This window comes from Novosphingobium sp. ERN07 (assembly GCF_012641335.1).
Classification (GTDB): domain Bacteria; phylum Pseudomonadota; class Alphaproteobacteria; order Sphingomonadales; family Sphingomonadaceae; genus Novosphingobium.
The window spans coordinates 15,430-40,533 of the sequence record NZ_JABAID010000003.1; the positions used below are offsets into that span (position 1 = coordinate 15,430).

A 25,104-nucleotide genomic window follows, 5' to 3' on the forward strand; every position below is an offset into this window, starting at 1 on the left:
AGCGCCGCACAATGCCCGCACAGATCATCCAGGCCAATGAAACGCCTTTCAACACCGTCTCCGTCGATCCGGTAACGCTCGACATCATCGAGAACGCGCTGCGCAATGCGCGCATCGAAATGGACGCCACGCTTGTCCGCACCGCGATGTCGCCCGGCATTCGCGAACAGGGGGACGCCTTCCCGCTGATCGCCGATCACACCGGCAAGATGATCGTCGGCCAGTTCGGTTCGTACATCGGTCCGTTCCTTGACGGCTACGAAGGCACCGTGGAAGACGGCGATCTGATTTTCCTGTCCGATCCCTATTCGGTGCAGGGTGCCATCAGCCACTCGAACGACTGGCTGGTGCTGCTGCCGGTGTTCAAGGATGGCCGCCTGATCGCCTATACATCGATGTTCGGCCACCAGTCCGACATTGGCGGCATGGTGCCGGGATCGATGCCGATCCACGCCACCAGCATCTTTCAGGAAGGCGTGCGCATTCCGCCGGTGAAGATCTGGAAGAAGGGCGAATACAACGAAGACCTGATCAAGCTGGTGATGCACCAGACCCGCACGCCGGACTGGTGCAAGGCCGACCTTAACGCGCTGATCGCATCATGCCGCGTGGCTGCGCGCCGCGTCTATGAAATGGCGGTGCGCTTTGGCGACGATGTGTTCACATCGGCCACCACCATGCTGCTCGAGCGCAATCACCGCGCGATGAAGCAGTTGATCCAGACTTCGATCAGCGAAGACAAGGTCAGCTTTGAAGACTACATCTGCGATGATGGCATGGGTTATGGCCCGTACAAGATCAAATGCACGATGTGGCGCGAAGATGGGCGCGTAGTGCTGGATTTTGCGGGCACTGATCCGCAGAGTCAGGCATCGATCAACATGCTGCTGAACGAGAACATGATGCGCATGTTCTTTGGCATTTACATGATCATGATCTTCGATCCGCAGATCCTGTTCAACGACGGCTATTACGATCTGATCGATGTGCGCATCCCCGAAGGATCGCTGCTGAAGCCCAAGTTCCCCGCCGCACTTTCCGGCCGCACCCACGTGCTGGGCCGTCTGTTCGATATTCTGGGCGGGCTGCTGGGCCAGAAGACGCCGGAGTTCCTGAACGCTGCGGGCTTCTCGTCCAGCCCCCACCTGTTCTATGCGGGCACGGACAAGAACGGAAAGTGGTTCCAGCTTTTCCAGATCGGATTTGGCGGCATTCCGGGCCGTCCGCTGGGCGATGGGCCTGACGGGCACTCGCTGTTCCCCGGCTTTACCAACGTGCCGAACGAGTTCCTTGAACGCTACTTCCCGCTGGTCATCGAACGCTATGAAACCGTGGCCGACAGCGGCGGTGCAGGTCTGCACCGTGGCGGCAACGGGATCGACATGGTCTACAAGTTCCTTGAACCCGGCACCATCGCCATCCACGATGACCGCTGGTTCGTGCCGCCTTGGGGCGTGAACGGTGGTGAACCCGGCGCCCGCGCGCGCAAGGTGCTGATCAAGTCCGATGGCACCGAGATCGTCGTCGGCAACAAGATCGAGGACTATCCGGTGGAGCCGGGCGACCGCCTGCACTTCATCACCTGGGGCGGCGGCGGCTGGGGTGATCCGCTGGAGCGCGACCCGGAATTGCTGGCCAAGGAACTGGCACAGGGTCTGGTCACCGAGAAGGGCGCGCTGCGCTATGGCGTGGTGCTGAAGGACGGCGCGGTGGATGCTGCGGCTACGGACGCTCTGCGGACAAAGATGCGTGCTGAGCGTGGTCACGTGGGCGTGTTCAACTTCGGTCCCGATCTGGAAACGCTGCGCGCCAATTGCCTTGCCGAAACCGGCCTGCCTGCGCCCAAGGCTCCGCGCTGGGCGAACGCATAAGCGCCAACGCTGCAAGCCCATCGCCAACCCCCTCCCGCTTGCGGGAGGGGAGCGAGACTTACGGAGCCGAAGGCGGAGTTAGTCGCAGCGGGGTGGGCATACACAACGTATAAGGACCAAACCAGTGGCCAATCCCATCCTCCGCGAGAAGCTGAACGCGGGCAAATTCTTCGTCATTCCCGGCATTCAGGACATGATCACCGCCGTGATCGCCAACAAGGTCGGGTTCGATATCGTCTATGGCACCGGATACTGGCTGACGGCGAGCGCCTATGGCCTGCCTGATGCCGGCATCGCGACTTACACCGAAATGCGCGACCGGATGGCCACGCTGGTGCGCACCAGCAACGCCGCCGTGATTGCCGATGGCGATACCGGCTATGGCGGGCTGCTCAACGTGCATCACACGGTCAAGGGCTATGAAGCGGCGGGCGTGACCGCGATCCAGATCGAGGATCAGGAATTCCCCAAGAAGTGCGGCCACACCCCGTTCAAGCGCCTGATCTCCACGGAAGACATGGTTGAGAAGATTCAGGTTGCGGTCGATTCACGCGAAAGCGATGATTTCGTGGTGATCGCCCGCACCGATGCGCGCGAAAGCGAAGGGCTTGACGGCGTGCTGCGCCGGATGGAAGCCTATTCAAAGGCGGGCGCCGACGTGCTGTTCCCCGAAGCGCTGCACAGCGAAGAAGAAATGCGCAAAGCCTGTTCGGTGCTGGACAAGCCGTGCATGGCCAACATGTCGAACCACGGGAAGACGCCGGTTCCGCCCGCCGAGGTGCTGTCCGAAATCGGCTATGGCTATGCGATCTACCCCTCGCTCACCAGCCTTGCCGCCTGCGCCGCAATGGAAAAGGTGCTGCGCGATCTGAAGGACAACGGAATTGGCCAGCCCGATGGCCTGTTCGATTTCAGCGAGTTCTGTTCGCTGATCGGGTTCGAAGATGTGTGGGCGTTTGAAAAGAAGTGGGGCAAGGTGCCTGCATGACCACACGCAGAATTGCCGCCGCTGTCCTTGCGCAAAGCGGCAACAACCCCGCGCCCTATGCGGAAAACAAGCCGCTTGAGGTGAAGACGCTCGAACTTGCCGATCCCAAACCGGGTGAAGTGCTGGTGCGGATCGATGCGGCGGGGCTTTGCCATTCGGACCTTTCGGTGATCAACGGTGACCGTCCACGCCCGATGCCGATGGCGCTGGGGCATGAGGCCGCCGCCACCGTGCTCGCGCTGGGGGATCAGGGCGATGGCTCGCTGGCCGTGGGTGACCGGGTAGTGCTGGTGTTCCTGCCATCGTGCGGACACTGCGTGGCCTGCGCCTCCGGCCAAGGCTATCTCTGCGCGAACGGTGCCGCTGCCAATGGCAAGGGCGAGTTGATGCAGGGCGGATCGCGGCTTTCCTGTGATGGCACTGCTGTTCACCATCACTTGGGCGTTTCGGCCTTTGCCACGCAGGCCGTGGTTGATCGCCGTTCCGTAGTGAAGATCGACAAGGACATTCCGCCCGAAACCGCCGCGCTGTTTGGCTGCGCGGTGCTGACAGGCGTGGGCGCAGTGATGAACACGGCGCAAGTGCGCCCCGGCGAATCCGTGCTGATCTATGGCCTTGGCGGCGTTGGCCTTGCCGCGCTGCTCGGTGCGCTCGCGGCAGGCGCACAGCCGGTAGTGGCGGTCGATCCCTCACCGGAGAAACGAGCGCTGGCGCTGGAACTGGGCGCTGCCGCTGCGGTCGCGCCCGGAGAGGACGAAGCGCTGTTCGGCACCGATGTGGTGATCGAAACCGTGGGGAAGGCCGCCGTTCTGGCGCAGGCCTACAAGGCGGCGAAGCGTGGTGGGCGGATCGTTACGGTCGGCCTGCCAAACCCTGCCGAAATGCTTGAAATCAATGCTCTTTCCTTGGTGGCAGAGGGCAAGACGCTGATGGGCAGCTATATGGGATCGTCCATCCCTTCGCGCGATATCCCGCGCTATATCGCGCTGTGGCGTGCAGGGCGGATGCCGGTGGAAAAGCTGCTCACCTCAGTCAGCCCTCTGGAAGAGATCAACGAACTGATGGACAAGCTGGCGCAGGGTAAAGCCGTGCGCCAGGTGATCGTGCCCGCGTGGTGAATGTTCCGTTTTTGAGACCTTTTTATCCGACAGGCGGATAATCGCTTGAACAATTCGGTCATATGACATTCTCTTGGCAGTCTGCGTGAAAGCACAGATGCCAAGGGGAGTCGTTGACATGGAAAAAGGTGTTCCGATCCGCTCGATCACGCGGTCTATCGCGGCGTTGAAAGCGATCAACCGCCACGGTTCGCTGTCGATGATGGAAATCGCCAAGTCGGCCGAAGTCCCCTACCCCACGGCCTGCCGCATCGTGCAGACGCTGCTTTACGAAGGCCTGATCGAACAGGAACCTTCGCGCAAACGCTATCGCGCCACCGCGCTGGTGCAAACGCTCGCGACCGGGTTCCAGCATGACGACGAACTGGTCCGCGTGGCCCGCCCGCATATCGTGGCGCTGACCGCGCGCGTGGGCTGGCCGGTATCCATCGCCATCCGCGTGGGCCGCGAAATGATGCTGCGTGACAGCACGCACGCCAACTCGTCGCTGACCTTCGAGCACTATTATCCCGGCTTCACCCTGCCCATTCTCGACAGCGCATCTGGCAAGGTGTCGATGGCCTTTGCCGACGATGAAGAACGCGAAATGATCCTGCGCTTTATGCGCGTTTCGCAGGATATCGACCTCAATTACCTCGCCACCGCCGAAGTTAGCCTTGATGTGGAACGCATCCGTGCCGAGGGCTATGCTATGCAGGGCCGCAACCACTTCAACCTGACGCCGGGCAAAACGTCGTCCATCGCCGTGCCGATCTTCAAGAACGGCCACTTCGAAGCGGCAATGACGATGGTGTTCTTCGTGGCCGCGATGAAACTTTCAGCCGCGCTCGAAATGTATCTCGAAGACCTGAAAGCCACCGCCGCCGCCATCAGCCACGATCTTTCGAACGCGCCGATGGGGAATGCGTAGGGCCGTCAGGTGATGATCACCGCTGCTTCTTGGCGATCGTAGCGGTGAAATCGGGGTCTTTGTTGGCCACCCAATCGACGAATTTGCGCACCGCCGGATTGTCGAGCAGCTTCTCAACATCCATGCCGATGCGCTGGAGTTCGGAATTGGTGAAGTTCACCGTCAACGTCTGCTGGCAGATGGCGTGCATCGGCACGGTATCGCGCCCGCCCCGGCTTTTGGGGATCGGGTGATGCCACACGATGGTGCTGCCGGTGGGCCGCCCGCATAGCCAGCACGGCACAGGCGGCGGGGCGACCTCTTCCTCGTCGGTGCCGAAGTCGTCATAGCGACCGTGTTTGGAATGCTTGCGGGCCATGTCTTGCGCCTTACAGCAACGTGGCCCGCACGCAATCAGAGACGTTTGATTACAGCCGGGCCGTTACCGCCTTGGTTTCCAGATAGGAGTCCAGCCCTTCCTGTCCGAATTCGCGGCCCCAGCCCGATTGTCCATAGCCGCCGAAGGGAATGTTGGTGCCCACCGCGCCGTGGCAGTTGATCGAAACGTGGCCAGCGCGGATGCGTTTGACGAGGCGGTGCGCGGTGGAAAGATCGCGCGTCCACACGCTACCCGACAGGCCATAGGGCGTATCGTTGGCAAGGGCGGCGATGGCGTCCAGATCGTCCGTCTCGATCTTCTGCACCGCCATGACCGGACCGAAAATTTCCTCGCGCATCAGCGGCATGGAGTTGTCGCAGCCGGTGAAGATCGTGGGCTGGATAAAGTTGCCGGGGCGGTCCAGCTTTTGCCCGCCCGCCACCAGCGTCAGTCCTTGGGCCTTCGCGCCATGGATATAGCCCATGACCTTGGCCGCATGGGCATCCGAAATCATCGGGCCTTGCATGGTAGCAGGATTCAGCCCGTGGCCCAACGTCATCTGCCCGGCAAAAGCGGCAAGGCCTTCCATCAGTTCGTCGTGAATGCTGGCGTGCGCAAAGATGCGCGTGCCGGCCATGCAGTTCTGCCCCTGCAGGAAGAACGTGGCCATCGCCACGCCGGGAACGGCCAGTGCCAGATCCGCATCGGGCATGACCACGACCGGGCTTTTGCCGCCCAGTTCAAGGCTGACTTTCTTGAGATTGCCCAGCGCCGCCATCACGATCTTGCGGCCCGTGGCGGTGGAGCCGGTGAACGAGATCTTGTCCACGCCGGGATGTTCGGCCAGTGCCTGCCCCGCCTGCGCGCCAAGGCCGTTGACGATGTTGACCACGCCCGCCGGAATGCCCGATTCAAGGATCATCCGCCCCAGCGCGAGCGCAGACAGCGGCGTTTCTTCCGAAGGTTTCATCACTACGGTGCAGCCTGCGGCGAGCGCCGGGGCAAGTTTGAGGATCGCGGTGGACAGCGGCACGTTCCACGGCACGATCTGGCCTGCAACGCCCACCGGTTCGCGCAGCGTATAAGTCAGCGCTTCGGTTTCTGCGGCGATATGGCGCGGTGGGGCGATGGTGGTGCCTTCGATCCGCATGACCGCGCCCGCATAGTAGTCGATCATTTCGACGCAATTGGCGGTGGTGAGGCCTGCGATGAAGCGCGGCATCCCGTTGTCGATCACATCGAGTTCGGTCAGCAGCGTGGCGTTGGCGTCCATCACGCGCGCCAGTTTGTGCAGCAGCGCGGTGCGTTCTGCTACAGTCATGCGGCCCCACGGCCCTTCGAACGCTGCGCGCGCGGCCTGAACCGCGCGGTCGATCTCTGCCGCGCCGCCGGTCTGGAATTTCGCCAAGACAAGGCCGGTGGCCGGATCGCGCGTTTCCAGTTCGCCCGAACCTTCGACCCATTCACCACCGATCAGCAAGCGGTGTGTTTGCCTGAGGAAACCTTCCGTCTCTGGCGCTATCTGGTTACCGTCAAACGGAATTGCCTGTGCGCTCATACGGCGACAGTCCTCGGATCGTAGGTGAACAGCCCAAGCGATTCCTCGTCCTTCATCTGGCCAAGACCGAACAGATCGGTGTCCTGCCCCTGCATCCGATCAGCGTTGGCGTTCGATTCCTGCTGGATGAACGTGGCGCGTTCGTGCCGCGCCTTTTCATAGCGGGCCAGCCCCTCGGCTGCCGAATCCGAAGCTGCCAGCGCACGCGCCAGCGCCACGGCGTCTTCGATCCCGCAAGCCGCGCCGTGGCCAAGGAACGGCGTCATCGCGTGGGCCGCATCGCCCAGCAGGGTGACGTTGCCGTCCAGAACCCACGTATCCATCGGTTTGCGCGCGTTGATCGCCCACTTGAACATGGGCTGGCTGCTTGCGGCCTTGAGCAGGCGCTGCGCATCGTCGCACCACGCACCGTAGATCTGCTGCAGCTCTTCGGGGTCAGCAGGCGTGGTCCAACCCTCTTCGTTCCAGCCTTCCTGCCGCGCGAAGAACACGAAGTTCATCACCTTCGACCCGCGCACGTTGTAGCGGTTCATCATCGCGCCGGGGCCGATGATGATGCCGGGGAAGTCTGACAAGTCCTGAATTTCTGGCGTAACCGGCACGAGGCAGCGCCACGCGACATGGCCCGTGAAGTGCGGAGCATCATCGCCAAAGCGCTGGCGGATAACACTTTTCACGCCATCGGCACCCACGAGAACGTCGGCGGAAAACTGGCGGCCATCGGCCAGCGTAACCGTTGTGCCTTCGCTGGAGACGACTTGCGCCCCGGCGATCATCTCAACGCCTGCGCGCTCTGCCGCGCGGGTCATCACACCATGCAGATCGGCGCGGTGGACAGTGATGTAGGGCGCGCCATACTTTTCGCGCTGGGTCGACCGGTCCATCGCCACCAGTGTGCGCCCATCCTGCCAGTGCTGGATGCGCTGGCGGGTGGGTTCGACCGCAACGGCTGCCGCTTCTTCGCAGATGCCGATGAAATCGAGGCCCTTCATCGCGTTGGGCGTCAGCGTCAGCCCCGCGCCGATTTCACCAAACTGGGGCGCGGATTCGAGCAGGGTGACCTTGAAGCCCTGTTGCGCCAGCGCGGCAGAGGCGGTCATCCCTGCCACGCCGCCGCCCACGATCAGGATGGTTTCGGGCTTGCTCACTGTGCGCCACCTTCAAGCTGGCCGGGAATGTGGCTTTCGTGGTTGGCGAGATACCACTCGGCGATCTCCTCGCGCGTGGCCCACCACACGCCCGGAAGCGACTTTGCATGTTCGATGAATTCGCGCAGCGCCCGCACGCGATGGGCGCGGCCCGAAACGTGGGGGTGCAGACCAAGGTTCATGATGCGGCCCGTCTTTGCACCTTCTGCGTAAAGAACGTCGAGTTCCTCGATCAGGGCATCGCGATATTCGTTGGTCGTGTAGTTCTTGCGGGTGATGAAGGTGAAGTCATTGATTTCGTTGCTGTAGGGCACCGAAACGATCGGCCCGTGCGGCGTGCGCAGCAGATAGGGCTGATCGTCGTTCATGATATCGCAGTAGAAGGTGCAGCCATATTCCGCGAGGATATCGGCGGTCTGCATCGTGCCGCGAAGCGAGGACGAGAGCCAGCCCTTGGACTTCCTGCCCGTGAACTTCTCGAACTGTTCAAGGCTGCGCAGGATGATGTCGCGCTCTTTCGCAGGTTCATGCGCGAAGCTCGAAAGCAGTTCGCCCTGTTCCCAGTTGTGCGTCAGCAGTTCCCAGCCGCGTTCGAGCACGGCATCGGTCATCGCCTTGCGCCGTTCGAACGTGACCGCGTTGGTGGTGCAGCTTGCCTTTACGCCCAGTTCGTCAAACAGATCGATCAGCCGCCACAGGCCCACGCGCTGGCCATATTCGCGCCAGGTGAAGTTGGGGAAATCGGGCGTGTTGCCGGGCAGCACATCGGGCAGGATGGCGGGGCCGCCGGCGTAATAGGGTTTGTCGGTGTCCTTGGTCAGATCCCACGTTTCAAGGTTGAACGTGAGGATCAGCGCCACGCGCGCTCCGTTCGGCCAGATCAGCGGCTTGCGGTGCGGCAGGGGGATGTAATCGTATTCCATTGACACTCTCGCTTTGAAATTCGCCGAGGCGGATATTTGATCAGGCGTCCAGCACTTCCAGCGCTGCGCGTTCGGCCGATTCCATCGCACCTTCAAGCCCGCGCGCGTTGGTGGCGGTATGTTCGCCGCAGAAGTGGATCGCGCCTGCGGGTTTGGCCATATCGTTGACGAGCCGCACCTGTCCCGGCGCGAGGAACGACACGTCGCCCCCGTTGAACCGTTCCTGCGCCCAAGAAAAGAACGAGTGCGCGCGGATCTTGCCCTTGGCGGCGGGGCGCAAAGCCTCGATCCGCGAAACGACCATCGCCTTGACCGTTTCCGGCGCCATCGCATCCCAATACTGCGCCAGATTGCCGCGCGCCTGTGCCAGCAGGCCGGTGATCTGCGCCGGATCATCGCCAAAGCGCTGGATCATCACGTTGCCGAGCAGGCCATCGGTCCACATCGCGGGCGAAAGGCCGTCCTGCTCCCAGAACGGGGTTTCGGCGGTGACGAAGACCATCGAGATCGACTGATAACCAAGCTGCGCCACCGCTTCGGCCTGAAGCCCGGAGAGGCCCGGTTCGATCGCGACATGGCGCAAGGCAGAGAACGGCAGGCTGCAGATCACCTTGCGCGCGGTGTGGGTGGTGCCATCGGCGCAATGAACGGTCACGCCGCTGCCGTTCTGCACGATCCCGCGCACTTCGGTGCCCAGCAGGATATCGCCCTTGATCTGCTTGGCCAGCGCCATCGGCAGCAGCAGGTTTCCGCCCTTTACCGCCAGCGATTCCGGCCCTGCAGCGGCCATCGTCTTCACGAAACCGTCGTTGTACTCCATCATCAGCGCCGACAGCCCATAGGCGTTGGTGCCGTAATAGGGCGCGATATCGTTGCACAAATGGATCGCCGCGTCGGATAGGCCCAGTTCGCGCAGCCGCGCGTGGAGCGAGATGTCGAGCGGCGCGGACGCGGGTGCGTTCCAGTCCGTCCAGTCGGCAAGGCGGTTGTTCTGCGCCACCAGCGCGCCCACCACTTCGCCCGGCATCAGGTTGCGATACTTTTCGGGGAACGGATTGCCGGGGAACCGCGCCCATTGCTCGCGCGTCAAGGGTTGGTTGCCAATATAGAGCAGCGGCGGCGGCCCCATGCGCCAGCGCGCGCCCACTTCCTGCAATTGCACGCCAGCACGATTGGCAGCGTCGATCCCGCGACCATAGGCCGCCGCCATCGAATTAAAGCCCATTTCGGGATAGCCGGGCTGATCGAGCAGAGTCATGATCCGCCCGCCCACGCGGTCCCGCGCTTCGAGAATGCGGACCTTCTGGCCTTGCTCTTCCAGCAGATGCGCAGCGTGAAGGCCGGATATCCCTGCACCGAGGATGATAACGTCAAGCTGGGTCGAGGTCGCAGCGGGCGCAGCCTTAGGAGCCTTCTTCTTGCGCGCGGCTGCATTGGCAGGAACGACACCGGCCAAACCTGCCACCGCGCCGATACCGGCAGCACCGATGATGCCACCTGTGAAGCTGCGCCTGTCCATGCCCATGAAGCCGTTCCGCCTTTTGATATGCCCTGTGCGTCAGCCTCTTTGATGACCGCCGATCATCGTGCAACCTATCCATTCAACCGCGCTCGCCACCAGTCGGATATTTGCGCGCGGGAATCGGAAAATCCAAGACGGGCAGATAGTCTTCAGCCAACAAGGATTTGCCACGATACGAAAGGCTGGCCAAGGCGATGCGGATGAATTCCTTTCTGAAAATGCGCCGCGCCGCGCTGGCAGCCTGTATGATGGTCGCCACGACGGCGGTGCCCCAGACGGCCACAGCGCAAGAACAGGCCGCGCCGTCTGCCGCGCCGGCCCACCCCTATCTTACCGTGGCCCAACTGCGGAAGCTCTATGAGGACAAGCAGAGCCGCTATGTGACCATCGGCGAACTGAAAATCCATTATAAGGACGAAGGCCCGCGCAATGCGCCGGTGCTGCTGATGGTCCACGGATCGGAAAGTTCGCTGCGCACGTGGGACGTGATCACGCAAAAGCTGAAAGGCCGCTATCGCGTGGTCCGGCTCGACCTGCCCAGCTATGGCCTGTCCGATGGGCCGACTGACGAAGCGCTGAAAGTGCTAGTGCCGACCGACATTCCCATCGGCTTGCTCGATCACCTGAAGGTGAAGAAGGTGACCTATGTCGGCGTTTCCAGCGGCGGCACGATGGGCATGTATCTGGCGGCGCGGCGGCCCGATATGGTCGAGCGGCTGATCCTTTCGAACACGCCGTCCGACCCGGTGGACACCAGCCATCTGAAGCTCTCGCAAGGGTTGGTCGATGCAATGGCGCGAGCCAAGGAAACGGGCTTTCGAGATCAGGATTTCTGGGTGCAGTTCCTGAACTTCTTTGCAGGCGATGCAAAGCGCATGTCGGCCAAGACCCATCGTGAATACTGGGACTTCTACCGCCGCGTGCCCGAAAAGAACCTGATAGGCCTGATCGCGCGCATTGGCGATGGCAAGCAAGCCACCATCGAAATGGCCAAAGTGCGCAAACCCGTTCTGCTGCTGTGGGGGACGGCAGATCCGCTTCTGCCGGAATCGGCGCTGAATGCCATCACGCGCTATCTTGCCAATGCGCAGATATCCAAAGTGGCGATGCCCGATGTCGGGCACTATCCGCCGCTGGAAGTGCCTGAACGCTTTGCGCAAATGATCGCAGCCTATATCGAAGGGGCCACGCCCATCCTGCCCGCCGAACAATAGGTCGACTGCTCGCCTTTCGGAGAAATGCGCGCGGGCCGGTTTTGCACCGCCCCCGCCAAGTCTAGGCCGCGCCCATGACAAACGCCCGCACGCTTTACGACAAACTCTGGGACAGCCACGCCGTTGCCGAATTGCCCGGTGGCGCGACGCTGCTCTATATCGACCGCCAGATCCTGCACGAGGTGAGCAGCCCGCAGGCTTTCGTCGCCATGCGCGATGCGGGCCGCCAGTTGCGCCGCCCGGAAACGCACATCGCCGTGGCCGACCATGCCGTGCCCACCCGCGTGCGCGGCGGAGAGATTGCCGATCCGCAGGCGCGTGCCCAAGTGGCTGAACTCGAAGCCAACGTGGCCGAATTTGCCGTGCCCTATGCCGATCTGGAAGGTGCCGAACAGGGCATCGTCCACGTCATCGGCCCTGAAACCGGCTTTACTCTGCCGGGCACAACCATCGTCTGCGGCGATAGCCACACCACCACCCACGGCGCATTCGGCGCGCTGGCCTTTGGCATCGGCGCGAGCGAGCAGGGCACGGTCATGGCAGCGCAGGTGCTGCCGCAGACCCGCGCCAGGACGATGAAAGTGGAACTGGTCGGCGCGCTGCCCCCCGGCGTGGATGCGAAGGACATTGCCCTCGCCCTGATCGCCCGCATCGGCGCGCACGGCGCGGTGGGGCACGCGGTGGAATATACAGGCGCGGCAGTGCAGGCCATGTCGATGGCGCAGCGCATGACGCTGTGCAACATGACCATCGAAGCAGGCAGCCGCATCGGCCTTGTCGCGCCCGACGAGACGACATTTGCGTTCCTGAAAGGTCGAAGGCTGGCCCCCAGAGGCGCGCTGTGGGACGCCGCGGTGGCATACTGGCGTGGCCTTGCCAGCGACGACGATGCAGTGTTCGACAAGGTGGTGACCATCGATCTTGTCGCAATCGAACCGCAGGTAAGCTGGGGCACCAGCCCCAACCAGACGCTGCCCATCGGTGGCACCGTGCCCGATCCCGCCACGATTGCCGACCCGACAGAGCGGCGTGAAACCGAGAAGGCCATTGCCTATATGGGCCTTGCGCCGGGGCAGGCCTTGCTGGACGTGGCAATCGATCACGTCTTCATCGGATCGTGCACCAATGGCCGGATCGAGGATCTGCGCGCCGCCGCCGCTATCGCACGGGGCCGCAAGGTCGCCGCTGGCGTAAAAGCCATCGTCGTGCCCGGCAGCGCGGCCACGCGCAAGCAGGCCGAAGCCGAAGGGCTGGACCGCGTGTTCACAGAAGCCGGGTTCGAATGGCGCTTTGCCGGATGTTCGATGTGCGTGGCGATGAACGATGATCGCCTTGCCCCCGGCCAGCGCTGCGCCAGCACATCGAACCGCAATTTCGAAGGACGACAGGGACCGGGCGGACGCACGCACCTTGTAAGCCCGGCGATGGCCGCTGCCGCCGCCGTTTCCGGCCACCTTGCCGATGTAAGGACATTTGCCTGATGCCCGCCCAGCCCTTCACCACCGTATCGGGCCGCGCCGCTGCCATGCGCGAGGATAATATCGATACCGATATCATCTTCCCCGCACGCTTCCTGCTGATCACGGCCCGCGCGGGCCTTGGCGAATATGCCTTTCATGACCGCCGCTTTGCCGCCGATGGCAGCGAGATTGCCGGATATGTGCTGAACGATAAGCGCTTTGCCGATGCGCCGGTGATCGTGGCAGGCGCCAACTTCGGTTCGGGATCGAGCCGCGAACAGGCCGTCTGGGCGCTGCTCGGCCTTGGCACACGCGCGGTGATTTCGGCCAGCTTTGGCGAGATTTTCCAGTCCAACTGTATGCGCAACGGCATTGTGCCCATCGTCCTGCCCGAAGCGCAGGTTGCCGCATTGATGGACCTTGCCGAGCAGGGCGCAGCCTTCACCGTGGATCTTGAAGCGCAGGAATTGCGGGTGGAGGGTTTGCCGCCCATCGCCTTCGCGATACCAGCGGAACGCCGCCTTGCCCTTTTGAACGGGTGGGACGAGACGGACCAGATCGTCAACCAGTACAGCACGGATATCGATGCGTTCGAAGTCCGCCAGCGCCAGACCCAACCGTGGCTCTATGCCGAGGAACCCGCGTGATGAGCACCGAAGAAGACCTGCTGGCCAACTACAAGAAGGCCTATGACAACCGCGTCGGCTTTGGTTCACGCCCCGCGCTGCTGCTGATCGATTTCTGTCAGGCTTATTTCGAACCGGGCAATGCGCTCTATTCGGAAGTAGACGACGCCATTGCATCCGCCCTGCGCGTGCGCGCTGCGGCGCGCGCGGCGGGCGTGCCGGTGGTGCTGACCAACGTGGTCTATCACCCCACGGGCTTTGACGGCGGGCGCTTCTTCGAAAAAGCCATGCCGCTGAAGAACTTCGTGAAAGGCAGCCCGATGGGCGCATGGGGTCCGGGGCTGGTGCCGTTTGACGACGAACTGGTCGTGTCCAAGCAATATCCCAGCGCGTTCTTCGGCACCTCGCTCGCTTCCACGCTGACCGCAGCGGGGATCGACAGCGTGATCCTGACGGGCCTCACCACATCGGGCTGCGTGCGCGCAAGCTGCGTCGATGCGATGAGCCACGGCTTCCGCACCGCCGTGGTTTCAGACGCCTGTGGTGATCGCCACGCCGGGCCGCATGAGGCGAACCTGTTCGACATGAACGCCAAGTACGCCGATGTGGTGACCGAGGCAGAAACCATCGCGTTCCTCGAAACGCTGAAGGCCTGAACCGCGATGCGGCTTGCAGGGCGCGTTGCGGTTATTACCGGTGCAGGCCTTGGGATCGGCAAGGCCACGGCCCTGCGCTTTGCCGACGAGGGGGCAAGGCTGGTTTTGGCAGAGCGGGATGCGGAACGCCTTGAGGATGTGGCGCAAGCCTGCCGTGCCCTTGGCGCAGATACTCTACCCTTCGCGTGCGACGTAACCGACGAAGCCGATGTGGCCCATTTGGCAGATGCAGCGCTGAATTTCGGCCCGGTTTCAATCCTCGTCAACAATGTCGGCGGCGGGCGCAGCGGGCGAATCACCGATCTTTCAGTAGCGGACTGGGATCACACGATGGCGCTGTCGCTGCGCTCGATGTTCCTGTGCACGCGAGCATTCGTGCCCGCGATGCAAGCTGCCAGGCAAGGCCGCATTGTCTGTCTTTCTTCCGGCGCGCGTAATGGCACCGTGTGGAACGCCTTTCATGTCGGCTCCAGCGCCTATTCTACCGCCAAGGCCGGCGTCACAGGCTTCGTGCGCGCACTGGCTATCGAGCTGGCAGATCACGGCATCACCATTAATGCCGTCGCCCCCGGACCGATCGACACCGAACTTGCCGGACCATTCTTACGGAAGATGCACGACGATGGGCTGGAATATTCTCCCATCCGCATGACCCCGCTGCACCGGCTGGGCACCCCACGCGAAGTGGCGGACGCAGTGCTGTTTCTGGCCTCGGATGAAGCCAGCTACATCACCGGCACCACGCTGGACGTCACCGGCGGACGCTGACTTCCGATTATTGCCAGCAGTTCAATCCGATAGGCGAACAGTGCCGCGCTGCGACCTTCGTTGTCATTAATTTGCAGCCATCATTGCAGGGTAAGCACAAAACTGCGGCGATGCCGTTCAGGGAGTTCATTTGATGACGGCTGACCTTACGCGCCGCTCTGTGATGTCGGTGTTGCCCCTCGCTGCCGGGCTTGCCGCGACACCTGTTCTTGCCGCAACCGGAAAATCATCTGCCGCGAAATCTCCGGCGATTTCCGATGCCGAAGCAATGGAGCGCCTGCGCGATCCTGCCACCCGCGCTCGCGTCCGCGCGCGCGTTGCCGGGTCGTGCGAAGCGGAAACCGTCAACATCTTCTACCGCCTAAACATCTATGGCTTCACAGGCGAAGGCAACCTCGTGCCGTTCTACACACTGAACCACCTCAGCGTGAACGAATGGACCCCGATGTCCGGCAACCGCTATCAGGCCAGGACGTTCGAATGCGGCGTCTACTGCGCCTTTGATACCGATGACGTGCTCGAAGAATGGAAGAACCCGCTGACCGGCGAAGTGCGCAAGCCGTTCCAGTTCCTTGGCGGTCCCTTCACCGTCACGCATGGCCCCGATGGCATGGTGGCAATGGGTGCTGAACTGACCCCCAAGCCCATGCGCATGGAGGCCTTCGGCGGCACGCTTTTTGTGGGCGCGATGGCCGATATGGCGCGGCCCAACCCGGTCGATCCGCAGAAATATCCCAAGTTCTCGTCCGGTCCGATAGCCTATTGGGATACTGTTTCGACGATTGGCGCGCCTGTTTCGCAGGCCTTTGACGACAGCATCAGTTCTGCCGATGCCTTCCATCATTTCCAGAACCTTGGTTCGTGGCATCCGTGGATGGCAATGGGTTCGCGTCCGGGCCGCACGCATGGCCGCGCTGCCGGCGTGAAGGTGCGCTCGCTCGATCAGATTCCTGCCAAGGCCTTGAAAGGGCTTCAGGATTATACGCCCGAGATCTTCGACCGCAAGGCTTGGACAAAGCCGCGCTTCGACATTCTTGAATACATGGCCGGAAACCCGGCCTGACGCCCCGGGGAGGATCAACCAGAACAATACGCAGGAAAACCGGCGAGATCGCGCAACGCGACGCGCCGCAGCAGGGACGAACAAGGGTTTGGCCAAGGCCGCCCGCTCCATTCTATCGAGGGTTTATAATGAGCACGAAGACTTTCACGAAGCGGTCTGCCGCTTCGCTTACCGTCATGGCATTTGTCGCCAGCCTGGGTGTGGCCGCTCCCGCCTTTGCGCAGGAAGCACCGCAGGCCGCTGAAGAAAACGAACCCGGCACGATTGTCGTGACGGCGCGCAAGCGTGAGGAAAATCTCCTCAAGGTTCCCGTGACGGTAACCGCGCTGACTTCGGAAACGCTGGAAAAGCGTGGCGTCGTCTCGATGCAGGATCTCGCTGCTTCCACGCCGGCTCTCAACATCAACAACAACTCGTCGGGCCATGCTGACCGCTCGTTCCAGCAGATCGTGCTGCGCGGGTTCACCCCGTCGACCACGCTGGCAACAACGACTTCGCTGTTCATCGATGGCGTCGCGGTTTCCTCGCCGTCTGCATTCACGGCAATCTCCGCGCCGGAACGCATCGAAATTCTCAAGGGTCCACAAAGCGCCTACTTTGGCCGCAACACCTTCGCCGGGGCGATCAACGTCGTCAACAAGACGCCATCGGGCGATTGGGGCGGCACGGTGACGGGTATGGTCGGCACGCGCGACAACTATCGTCTGCGTGGTGAAGTCGAAGGTTCGATCATCGGCGAGGCCCTTACCTTCCGTCTCACCGGCGAGCGCTTCTCGAAGAGCGGCTCGTGGACGAATGCGGCAGACGGCAGCACGCTGGGCGATCAGTCGACCAACAGCGCATCGCTGCTGCTCGTCGCCAAGCCGACTGAAAAGCTGACCATGAAGGTGTTCGGCCTGCTTTCGCAGGACAAGGACGGACCTTCGGCGCAAACCCGTCTTCTTGCCTACGACATCAAGGATGCTTCCGGTAACGTCATCTACAAGAGCCAGTCCAACTGCACCCTCACCGGCAACAGCGTTGGCGTCAGCGGCTTTGGCACGGCGATCAGCAATCCGTTCATCTGCGGAACGCTGCCAGGCCTGATCAATCCCGTGTCGATGAACACGATCAACGACAGCATCACCACCAACTTCCTGTCGATCCCCCAGCGCCGCATTGTGCCTTCCAAGGATGGTGTTGATGGATATGGCCTGCGGCGTGACTATCAGCACCTTCACACTGCCATCGATTACGAATTGACCGACATGCTCAGCGCGTCCGTCCTTGCGGGTTACAACCACGAGGAATGGACCACGATGATCGACCTCGATGGCAACGACACGAGCAAGATTGCTTCGGCCAGCAATCCCCGCGGATTCTTCGACTTCCCGTTCCTGATTGAACGCCGGACGCAGGACTACTCGGTGGAAGGCCGCCTTTCGCTCGACACCGGCCCGCTGCGTGCCGTGGTTGGCGTCAGCTATCTCAACGCATACATCATTCAGGGGCAGGGTGGCGGCACCGGCGCACTGACGCAATCCGTTCTCACGCCAGGCGGCAAGAACATCAGCAAGACTATCGGTGCATTCTACGGCCTGACGTATGACTTCACCGACACGGTGTCGCTCAGCCTCGAAGGCCGCTATCAGGTCGATACGCTCGAAGCCCACGCTTCGACCCTCGGCCAGACCGTAGCGAGCAGCGCTTATGTTCCGGCAGGCACCTATGCACCGGATCAACTTGTCGCAAAGAAGACGTTCAAGAACTTCCTCCCGCGCGTGATCGCGAACTGGCAGGCCACCCCCGATACGATGGTCTATGCCTCGTTCTCGAAGGGTGTGAACCCTTCGCAGTTCAACAGCAGCATCATCGCGCAAAGTGCCCGCGTTCAGCAGGCCGCGGTTGACGCCGGAATCACGCTTACGGTCGATCCTGAAAAGATCACCAACTACGAACTGGGCCTCAAGGGCCGCGCGCTCAACGGCAACCTGCGCTATACCGTCGCCGGGTACTTTGCCCAGTGGCGCAACCAGATCAACGCGATCCTGTTGACCATTCCTGACGCCGGCAGCGCCACGGGAACGAGCTTCGTCAACGGCTTCTCGAACTCGGGTACCGTGGATATCAAGGGCCTCGAAGTCGAAACCAGTCTGAAGGTCAGTGATCTCATCACGATCGACGCCGCTGGTGCGTTTACCGACACCAACATCAAGGACTTCCGCAGCACGCAGGTCAGCAAGTTGACGGGCATCTTCGACTACTCCGGCAAGGAAATGCCGAACACGTCGAAATGGTCCGCCAACGTCGGCGTGCAGTTCGGCGGCGATATTGCCTCGATCGACGACGGTCAGTGGTTCCTGCGTGGTGACTGGAACTTCAAGTCCGGTATGTGGTCGAATCAGGCAAACACCACGCGCACCGCGGACCTGCACCTGTTCAACCTGCGCACGGGAATCAGCAAGGGCAACGCCAGCCTGGAATTCTTCGTGAACAACGTGTTCAACAACAAGACCTACACCAGCATCGCCGACAACTATGTCATCGACCAGACGCTCTCGCGCCTCGGCAATTTCTCAGCGATCCTCGTCGGTCTGCCCGAACTGCGCACAGCGGGTATGCAGATCAAGGTATCGTTCTGATCTGAAGACCATTATCTGAAAAGGAAGGGGCCGGGCGCTGTTGCAGCGTCCGGCCCCTTCTTTTGTCCTACCGATCACGCTCTTCGTGTCGGCCGTCTAATCCTGCGGCAAATCCCGCGCCACGCGAAAGCCGAGATGATCGTTGCGCGCACCCGGCGGATCACCGATCCGCTGGGCCACGCGCACACTCCAGCCCGAAAGGCTCCACCCGCCGCCGCGCACGTTGCGCAATGTGCATGGGCCGCTCAACCATGCCGAGCCATCGGTCGGCGCCCCCACATAATCGTCGTGATGACAGTCCTGCACCCACTGCGCAACGTTGGCAGTCATGTCGTGCAAGCCAAAGCGGTTGGGTGCATAGGAGCCGACCGGCGTTGTGCGATCATGGTTGTTGCCATAATTGGCCTTCGTCGGATCAATCGCGTTGCCAAAGGGATACCATGTATCGGTCCCGGCCCGCCCAGCATATTCCCATTCGGATTCGGACAACAGACGATAGGCCTGACCGGTCCTGCGCGATAGCCACGCGACATAGCCTTGCACATCGGCGAAGTTCACGTTGATCACCGGCCTGCGCCCGCGCCCCCATCCCGCATCGGCGGGGCGATATCCGTTGCAGCCACCGTCTGCCACGCAGGCGTCCCATTCGTCGAACGTCACGGCATAACGCCCCACGGCATAGCGATAGCCGATGGTTACGCGGTGGCGCGGCTCTTCCATCTTGTCGAACATCGCCAGCACGCCCAGCGCCTTGCGCTCTTCCGCTGTCGATCCCATCACGAACGTGCCGGGCGGGATCACCACCATCTCCGGGCAATCGCGACAATCGCTGAAAGCCGCGCCTGCGACAACAGGCGGAAAACGCGGCGCAGGCGCGGTGACCTTGGGCGGAACATAGCCATTGGGCGGCGGCGTTTCCGCGGCCAGGGCCGCAACAAGAAGCAGCACCGTCATGCCGCAAACACTGGATCAATGGCATCGGCACTGGTCGCCCGCGCCGCCGCCTTCACGCGATCAATCAGGTCGATCAGCCGCGCGGCGTCGTGGCCGGTGGGGCAACGATGCGGCTTTCCGCGCACTGCAGCGGCAAATTCGCGCCATTGCTGCGCAAAGAAGTGCCCGAGCTTGCGCCCGCCCATCGCGCGCGGGTTCACCAGCACGCCTTCGGGCGGAGCGACCAGCACCTCGCCATTCCACTTCAGCACTTCGCCATCCTCGATTTCGGCCACGCCGCTGGCAAAGTGCAGCACCTTGCGATCGAACACGCTGCGCTGGTTGTAGGAGATATGCACGCTCGCCATCCGCCTTCCCGGATAGCCCAGCAGGATCATCGCCTCGTCCTCGCCCTGCCAGCCCGATTGCCAGCGCGCCGCTTCGGCCTGAACGCGCAGCGGATCGTCCGCGCCCATCACCAGTTGCACAAAGTCCAGCGAATGCGGCGCAAAGAGCGAAAGGATCAGCCCTTCCTCTGCCGTGCGCTCTGCCCACCACGGTGCCTGTGGCCCGTCCCAGAACACGCAGGACGAAACCTCCACCGCGCGCAATGGCCCCCACTGCGGCATCATGTCTACCAGCGTGGCAACGGCTGCGTTATGCCGATAAGTATGGCCTGCCGCCAGCACCAAGCCGCGTTGCCCCGCCTCATCTGCCAGCGCCCGCGCCTCGGCCCCGGTTTCGGCCAAAGGCTTTTCCACCAGCACATGCTTGCCCGCCGCCAGCGCCGCTGCCGCCTGCGCTGCATGAAGCCCGTTCGGGCTGGCAATCAGGATGGCATCCACCTGCGGCAAGGCCAGAGCAGCGCCAAGATCGTCAAACGCCAGCGCACCGAACGGCACCGCCGCCCGCTGCGCTGCCGCAAGATCGCTGTCCACCGTCGCAACCAGGCGGATGTCATCCTCCAGCCCCTGCAATGCAGCCAGATGCGCGCCCGATATGCGCCCGCACCCCACGAGCAGCAAACCCAATGGATCAGCCATGTGCCAATGCTCCTTCAAGCGGTTGCGGCTTTTCATGGACAAAGCGCCAGATGATCAGCGCGGCCACCAGCTTGGTCAGCCCCGGCACGACCGAGTAAGCCATGATCGTTCCCATCACCGCGTCCGCCGATTGCGCCACCCCGGCGCGCGCGGCCACGGCATCGAACCCCCATGCGGAAAGCAGCGCGCCCACCACCAGCGTGCCGCCGAGCGCGATTCCCGCCTTTTCGATCATCGACCATATTGCCGAATAGGTGCCTGCGCGGTTCTCGCCATGTTCGTCGCGCGCATGCGCGATGCAATCGGACAGCAGCGACAGCACGATCGTGCCCCACCCCGCATTGCAGGCCGCCATGATGGCCGCCAAAACCCACGCGACTTCGATCGGAACGTGCGCCATCTGGCCCCAAGCCAGCGTCACCAACCCATGCCCGCTGGCCGCGATCACATATGTCCGCTTCTTGCCGATGCGCTTGGATACCATGACCCACAATGGCGATCCCGCCATCACCGCCACCGCCATGATGGCCGACATCACGCCAATGTCGTGCAGTGGTTCGGGCCGGGCCATCGCGAACTTCACGAAGAACGGGAACCCCGCATAGGAAATGCCGGCCCCCACCGTCATGATCACGGCGGAAAGGCACAACACGGCGAACCGTCGATCCGCGAAGGCGCGCGGCAAGTCCTTCAGCGCAAAAGTTTTTCCCGATGCAATCGGCTCTGCAATACGCGCCGCAAACCGCCACGCCACCAGCAGGCAGGTCATCGAAATCATCCCCAGCGCGATCATCGTGATCAGATGCCCCTGCCGATCCATGCCCAGTGCATTGACCAGCATCGGTGCGAACGAAGATGACAGCAGCACGCCAAGACCGGTAAACCCGTGCTTCCACCCCATCAGTTCGGTACGCTCCACCGGGTCGGAAGACATTTCGGCAAACTGCGCCAGATAGGGCACCGAAAATGTCGAATAAACCGCCATATAGGCGCTGAACGTCACGAAGACCCACGCCACCTGAAATGCCGTCGCGGCTTCCGGCACGGCGAACGGGCCGATCATGGCAAAGGGCGCAGCAAGGCCTCCCACCAGCAGCCAGCGCCGACGCGGAAACCGCGCGGCCATCCGGTCCGACGCCAGCCCGATCCACAGATCGAAAATCACGCCGAACACCACTTTCGGCACAAAGATGGCTGCGCCTGCGATGGCAGGCGCAATGCCCATCACGTTGGTCAGATAAAACAGCAGAAGCAGTGACGGTGCATCGCGAAAGAGTTGCCCTGCCACTTGGCCCAAGCCAAATCCGGCCTTGGTCGACACCGCCAGCCCACTGCGCGAGCGGTGATCAAGTGCTTGATTCGCATAAGACATTCAGAACACCTCAGGAAAGGCAGGCGAGATCGATTTCGGGATGCAGCACAGATGCGCCTTGCCGTCAGGAAGGTCGCAAAGACATGCGCGGTTAAGCGTATCCGAAGACGGAATCTCCGATTGGCGGATACTTATTGCGCGATCCGTTGTTTCCCCACGCCATCGGATGAACTCTTCTGATCCGAAGGCAGAACCGCACAACAGGCGGATATTGGCTGACGGATTCGGTCATATACTGCTTCACCAGAGGGAACAACCGGAATTTTCCGGGCTAAATTCTTGCGGCCATTGAAATTCATGGCTCGTATAGGGGGGAAATCATGAAGCATTACTTCAAGTCGACTTCGATGACTGTGATTGCAACTATGTTGGCAGGCGCAGCCGTAATGCCGCAGACGGCCTTTGCCGCGGACGAACCGCAGGCAGCGGAAAGTGACACCAACTTCGGTGAAATCACCGTGACGGCCCGCAAGCGCGAGGAATCGCTGCTGAAGACGCCTATCGCGATCTCTGCTTTGACCAGCCAAGACATCGAAAAGCGCGGCATCAGCAGCGTTAACGACGTCGTGCTCAACACCCCAGGCATCAACGTTTCGAACACCAACTCCGGTCGTAACGATCGCTCCTTCCAGCAGATTTCGCTGCGCGGCATGACCCCGTCGACCACCACCTCGACGCTGACCGCTAGCTTCATTGACGGCGTGCCAGTCGCATCGGCAACCGCGCTCAACGCCGTGATCGATCCCGCCCGCATCGAAGTGCTCAAGGGCCCGCAGAATGCGTATTTCGGCCGCAACGCATTTGCGGGCGCCATCAACGTGGTGACCAAGACGCCCGGAGATACCTTTGCCGGTTCGTTCACCGCAATGGGCGGCACCCGTTCCAACTTCGAAGTCAGCGGTGCCCTTGATGTGCCGGTGATTGCCGATGTGCTCAGCTTCCGCCTGACCGGAAAGGCTTTCTCGAAGGACGGCTCCTACATCAACGCCGCCAATCCCGGCCAGACGCTGGGCGATCAGGAAACCCGTACCGGTACGCTGCAAATCTCGCTCAAGCCTTCTTCGTCGCTGACGATCAATGCGATGGGCATGTATTCCGAAGACGAGGACGGCCCATCGGCCCAAGGGATGCTGTCGGCCTACGAAATCCGTGCGAACAACGGTTCGGTGAACATTCCTTTCCTTAGCAAGAATACCAATGGCACGGTGATCGTGCCCAGCTTGTCGAACTGCAATATCTCCGGCTACACCTCCGGCATTCTTGCCACCGAAGCGAAGGTTTCGCGCCCGTTCATTTGCGGTGCCGCGCCGTCGCTTCCGGCAGGTTTCAGCCCGGCGCAGAACACCGTCGAAGACGCGCTGCTCTCACGCATCCTGTCCAATGGCACCAGCCGCGTCGCTTCGCCTGGCAAATCGGTCAAGGGCTATGGCCTTGTCCGCCAGTACTACCACCTTCACCTGAACGTGGATTATGAGCTGGGCGACACCGGCGTCACGCTGACCTCTCTCACCGGCTACAACAACGAATACTATTCGCAGTTGGCAGACCTCGATAACTACGACAGCTCGTTGCTGCGCAACGCCGGTGCCACCACCGCAAATGGCCTTCGCACCTTCTGGACCTTCCCGTTCCTGGTCGAACGCCACAACAAGGACTTTTCGCAGGAACTGCGCGCCACTTACGACAAGGGCGGTGCATTCAAGGCGATGTTGGGTGCCAGCTACCTCAAGACCGAAGTTGAAAGCGATCTCGTCAGCGTGGCGAACGAAGAGCAGTTCGGCGTCGCCCGCGCTGCCAGCTCGATCTCGCCTCCAGGCAAGGCCGAAACGGTGGGCGTGTTCGGCAGCTTCAGCTACAAGATCACCGAAGCGCTGACCATCAACGCCGAAGCGCGTTACCAGCGTGACAAGATCTTCGCATTCGTCGGTGGACGCCCGCTGACCATCAGCTCGGCCATTGCCACCCAGTATGGTCTCACGGCCGGAACCTATGCGCCAGAATCCAGCTTCTACAACCGGACGTACGAAAACTTCCTCCCGCGCGTGATCGTCAACTACGATGTGAACCCCGATCTGATGGTCTATGCCTCGTTCTCGCAAGCCGCGAACGTCAGCATCGGGTCGTTCAACACCGCTTTCCTGTCCGGTACGGCACGGGAAATCGCTGCTGCAGAGGCCATTGGCCTTCAGGTCGTGACCGAGCCCGAAAAGCTGAACAACTACGAAGTGGGCGTAAAGGGCAAGCTGCTCAACGGACGGCTGCTGTTTTCGGCATCGGCCTATATGGCGGACTGGAAGAACCAGTATAACAACCGCTCCAGCATCTTCATCGATCCGGCCACCAGCGTTGCAGCCATCGTCAGCGGCGTGGCGAACTCAGGCAAAACCCGGCTCAAGGGCTTTGAACTCGATCTCAATGCCGAACCGGTCGATGGCCTGGTGCTGAACGCTTCGGGCTCGATCAACGACAGCGACATCAAGTCGTTTGCCGATCCCTCGATCTCGAAGCTGACCGGCATCATCGGTGATGGCTTCAAGGGCAATCAGTTGCCATTGACGTCGAAGTATTCCGCCAACTTCGGCGCGCAGTACACCGGCAATCTGGCCGAAGACATGACCTGGTTCATGCGCGGCGATCTGTCCTACAAGTCGAAGCAGTTTGTCGATCCGGGCAATCTCACCTGGATCAAGGGCCGCGCGCAGGTCAACGCCCGCATCGGCTTTACGCGTGAAGGCTTCACGCTCGAAGGCTTCGTCACCAATCTGTTCAACGACAAGAACTATACCGCCGTTGCGCAGAACAACATTCTCGACCCCAGCTTCGCGCTGGCAGGTTCGGCGTTCGGCTATCTCAACGTGGCGCTTCCCGAACTGCGCACCTTCGGCATCAAGGCCGGCTATCGCTTCTGATCCACCCGGCCATCCGGCCGATTATACGGGGGCGGCGCTCACC

Annotated in this window: 20 protein-coding genes; 12 read left to right on the forward strand and 8 right to left on the reverse strand. The window is 61.9% G+C overall.

Annotated features, from left to right (window positions below):
• The first annotated feature begins 11 nt into the window (after positions 1 to 11).
• The 4 genes from HGI47_RS05575 to HGI47_RS05590 all read left to right on the forward strand — a co-directional run bounded on the left by HGI47_RS05575 (position 12) and on the right by HGI47_RS05590 (position 4,887).
• Positions 12 to 1,871, forward strand: a complete 1,860-nt coding sequence (locus HGI47_RS05575; protein WP_168851848.1) for a hydantoinase B/oxoprolinase family protein — start codon at positions 12 to 14, stop codon at positions 1,869 to 1,871.
• 124 nt (positions 1,872 to 1,995) lie between these two features.
• Positions 1,996 to 2,859: an isocitrate lyase/PEP mutase family protein gene (locus tag HGI47_RS05580; protein WP_168851849.1), complete on the forward strand. Its 864-nt coding sequence runs from the start codon at positions 1,996 to 1,998 to the stop codon at positions 2,857 to 2,859.
• The gene (locus HGI47_RS05585; RefSeq protein ID WP_168851850.1) at positions 2,856 to 3,977 is read left to right on the forward strand and encodes a zinc-binding dehydrogenase; all 1,122 of its coding nucleotides are present in this window, start codon (positions 2,856 to 2,858) and stop codon (positions 3,975 to 3,977) included. Before HGI47_RS05580 ends, HGI47_RS05585 begins: the two co-directional genes overlap by 4 nt.
• A gap of 118 nt (positions 3,978 to 4,095) precedes the next feature.
• Entirely contained in the window at positions 4,096 to 4,887 is a 792-nt protein-coding gene (locus HGI47_RS05590) for an IclR family transcriptional regulator (RefSeq protein ID WP_168851851.1), read from the forward strand.
• A gap of 16 nt (positions 4,888 to 4,903) precedes the next feature.
• Here the strand turns inward: HGI47_RS05590 and HGI47_RS05595 are convergent, their stop codons facing one another.
• The 5 genes from HGI47_RS05595 to HGI47_RS05615 are packed head-to-tail and all read right to left on the reverse strand — an operon-like array spanning position 4,904 to position 10,399.
• Entirely contained in the window at positions 4,904 to 5,245 is a 342-nt protein-coding gene (locus tag HGI47_RS05595; RefSeq protein ID WP_168851852.1) for a hypothetical protein, read from the reverse strand.
• Positions 5,246 to 5,294: 49 nt separating this feature from the next.
• On the reverse strand, positions 5,295 to 6,803 hold the full coding sequence (locus HGI47_RS05600) for an aldehyde dehydrogenase (protein ID WP_168851853.1): 1,509 nt from the start codon (positions 6,801 to 6,803) through the stop codon (positions 5,295 to 5,297).
• Positions 6,800 to 7,951, reverse strand: a complete 1,152-nt coding sequence (locus HGI47_RS05605; RefSeq protein WP_168851854.1) for an FAD-dependent monooxygenase — start codon at positions 7,949 to 7,951, stop codon at positions 6,800 to 6,802. Before HGI47_RS05605 ends, HGI47_RS05600 begins: the two co-directional genes overlap by 4 nt.
• Positions 7,948 to 8,874 (reverse strand): polysaccharide deacetylase family protein, encoded by a 927-nt coding sequence (locus HGI47_RS05610; protein WP_168851855.1) that lies wholly within the window; start codon positions 8,872 to 8,874, stop codon positions 7,948 to 7,950. Before HGI47_RS05610 ends, HGI47_RS05605 begins: the two co-directional genes overlap by 4 nt.
• Positions 8,875 to 8,914: 40 nt before the next feature.
• Positions 8,915 to 10,399, reverse strand: a complete 1,485-nt coding sequence (locus HGI47_RS05615; protein WP_168851856.1) for an NAD(P)/FAD-dependent oxidoreductase — start codon at positions 10,397 to 10,399, stop codon at positions 8,915 to 8,917.
• Positions 10,400 to 10,596: 197 nt separating this feature from the next.
• On the opposite strand from HGI47_RS05615, the gene HGI47_RS05620 reads away from it, so the two are divergent.
• The 7 genes from HGI47_RS05620 (at position 10,597) to HGI47_RS05650 (ending at position 18,804) form a co-directional block, all read left to right on the forward strand.
• On the forward strand, positions 10,597 to 11,610 hold the full coding sequence (locus HGI47_RS05620) for an alpha/beta fold hydrolase (RefSeq protein ID WP_240950011.1): 1,014 nt from the start codon (positions 10,597 to 10,599) through the stop codon (positions 11,608 to 11,610).
• 74 nt (positions 11,611 to 11,684) lie between these two features.
• The gene (gene leuC, locus HGI47_RS05625; protein ID WP_168851857.1) at positions 11,685 to 13,091 is read left to right on the forward strand and encodes a 3-isopropylmalate dehydratase large subunit; all 1,407 of its coding nucleotides are present in this window, start codon (positions 11,685 to 11,687) and stop codon (positions 13,089 to 13,091) included.
• Positions 13,091 to 13,717 (forward strand): 3-isopropylmalate dehydratase small subunit, encoded by a 627-nt coding sequence (gene leuD, locus HGI47_RS05630; RefSeq protein ID WP_168851858.1) that lies wholly within the window; start codon positions 13,091 to 13,093, stop codon positions 13,715 to 13,717. The genes leuC and leuD overlap by 1 nt, the downstream gene beginning before the upstream one ends.
• The gene (locus HGI47_RS05635; RefSeq protein WP_168851859.1) at positions 13,717 to 14,352 is read left to right on the forward strand and encodes an isochorismatase family protein; all 636 of its coding nucleotides are present in this window, start codon (positions 13,717 to 13,719) and stop codon (positions 14,350 to 14,352) included. The genes leuD and HGI47_RS05635 overlap by 1 nt, the downstream gene beginning before the upstream one ends.
• A gap of 6 nt (positions 14,353 to 14,358) precedes the next feature.
• Positions 14,359 to 15,120 (forward strand): SDR family NAD(P)-dependent oxidoreductase, encoded by a 762-nt coding sequence (locus HGI47_RS05640; protein ID WP_168851860.1) that lies wholly within the window; start codon positions 14,359 to 14,361, stop codon positions 15,118 to 15,120.
• Between the two features lie 133 nt (positions 15,121 to 15,253).
• Positions 15,254 to 16,183: a DUF1838 family protein gene (locus tag HGI47_RS05645; RefSeq protein WP_168851861.1), complete on the forward strand. Its 930-nt coding sequence runs from the start codon at positions 15,254 to 15,256 to the stop codon at positions 16,181 to 16,183.
• Between the two features lie 128 nt (positions 16,184 to 16,311).
• Positions 16,312 to 18,804 carry a TonB-dependent receptor gene (locus tag HGI47_RS05650; protein ID WP_168851862.1) on the forward strand — a complete coding sequence of 831 codons (2,493 nt, stop codon included), beginning with the start codon at positions 16,312 to 16,314 and terminating at the stop codon, positions 18,802 to 18,804.
• A 96-nt stretch (positions 18,805 to 18,900) separates the two neighbouring features.
• Here HGI47_RS05650 and HGI47_RS05655 read toward each other — a convergent pair whose 3' ends face one another.
• From HGI47_RS05655 to HGI47_RS05665, 3 genes are read right to left on the reverse strand one after another with little or no spacing between them, the layout of a single operon-like run.
• Positions 18,901 to 19,758 (reverse strand): formylglycine-generating enzyme family protein, encoded by an 858-nt coding sequence (locus HGI47_RS05655; RefSeq protein WP_168851863.1) that lies wholly within the window; start codon positions 19,756 to 19,758, stop codon positions 18,901 to 18,903.
• Positions 19,755 to 20,780, reverse strand: a complete 1,026-nt coding sequence (locus tag HGI47_RS05660) for a Gfo/Idh/MocA family protein (protein WP_168851864.1) — start codon at positions 20,778 to 20,780, stop codon at positions 19,755 to 19,757. The genes HGI47_RS05655 and HGI47_RS05660 overlap by 4 nt, the downstream gene beginning before the upstream one ends.
• On the reverse strand, positions 20,773 to 22,152 hold the full coding sequence (locus HGI47_RS05665; protein WP_168851865.1) for an MFS transporter: 1,380 nt from the start codon (positions 22,150 to 22,152) through the stop codon (positions 20,773 to 20,775). The genes HGI47_RS05660 and HGI47_RS05665 overlap by 8 nt, the downstream gene beginning before the upstream one ends.
• A gap of 320 nt (positions 22,153 to 22,472) precedes the next feature.
• Between HGI47_RS05665 and HGI47_RS05670 the strand changes: the two genes are divergently transcribed.
• On the forward strand, positions 22,473 to 25,061 hold the full coding sequence (locus HGI47_RS05670; protein ID WP_168851866.1) for a TonB-dependent receptor: 2,589 nt from the start codon (positions 22,473 to 22,475) through the stop codon (positions 25,059 to 25,061).
• The last annotated feature ends 43 nt before the right edge of the window (positions 25,062 to 25,104 follow it).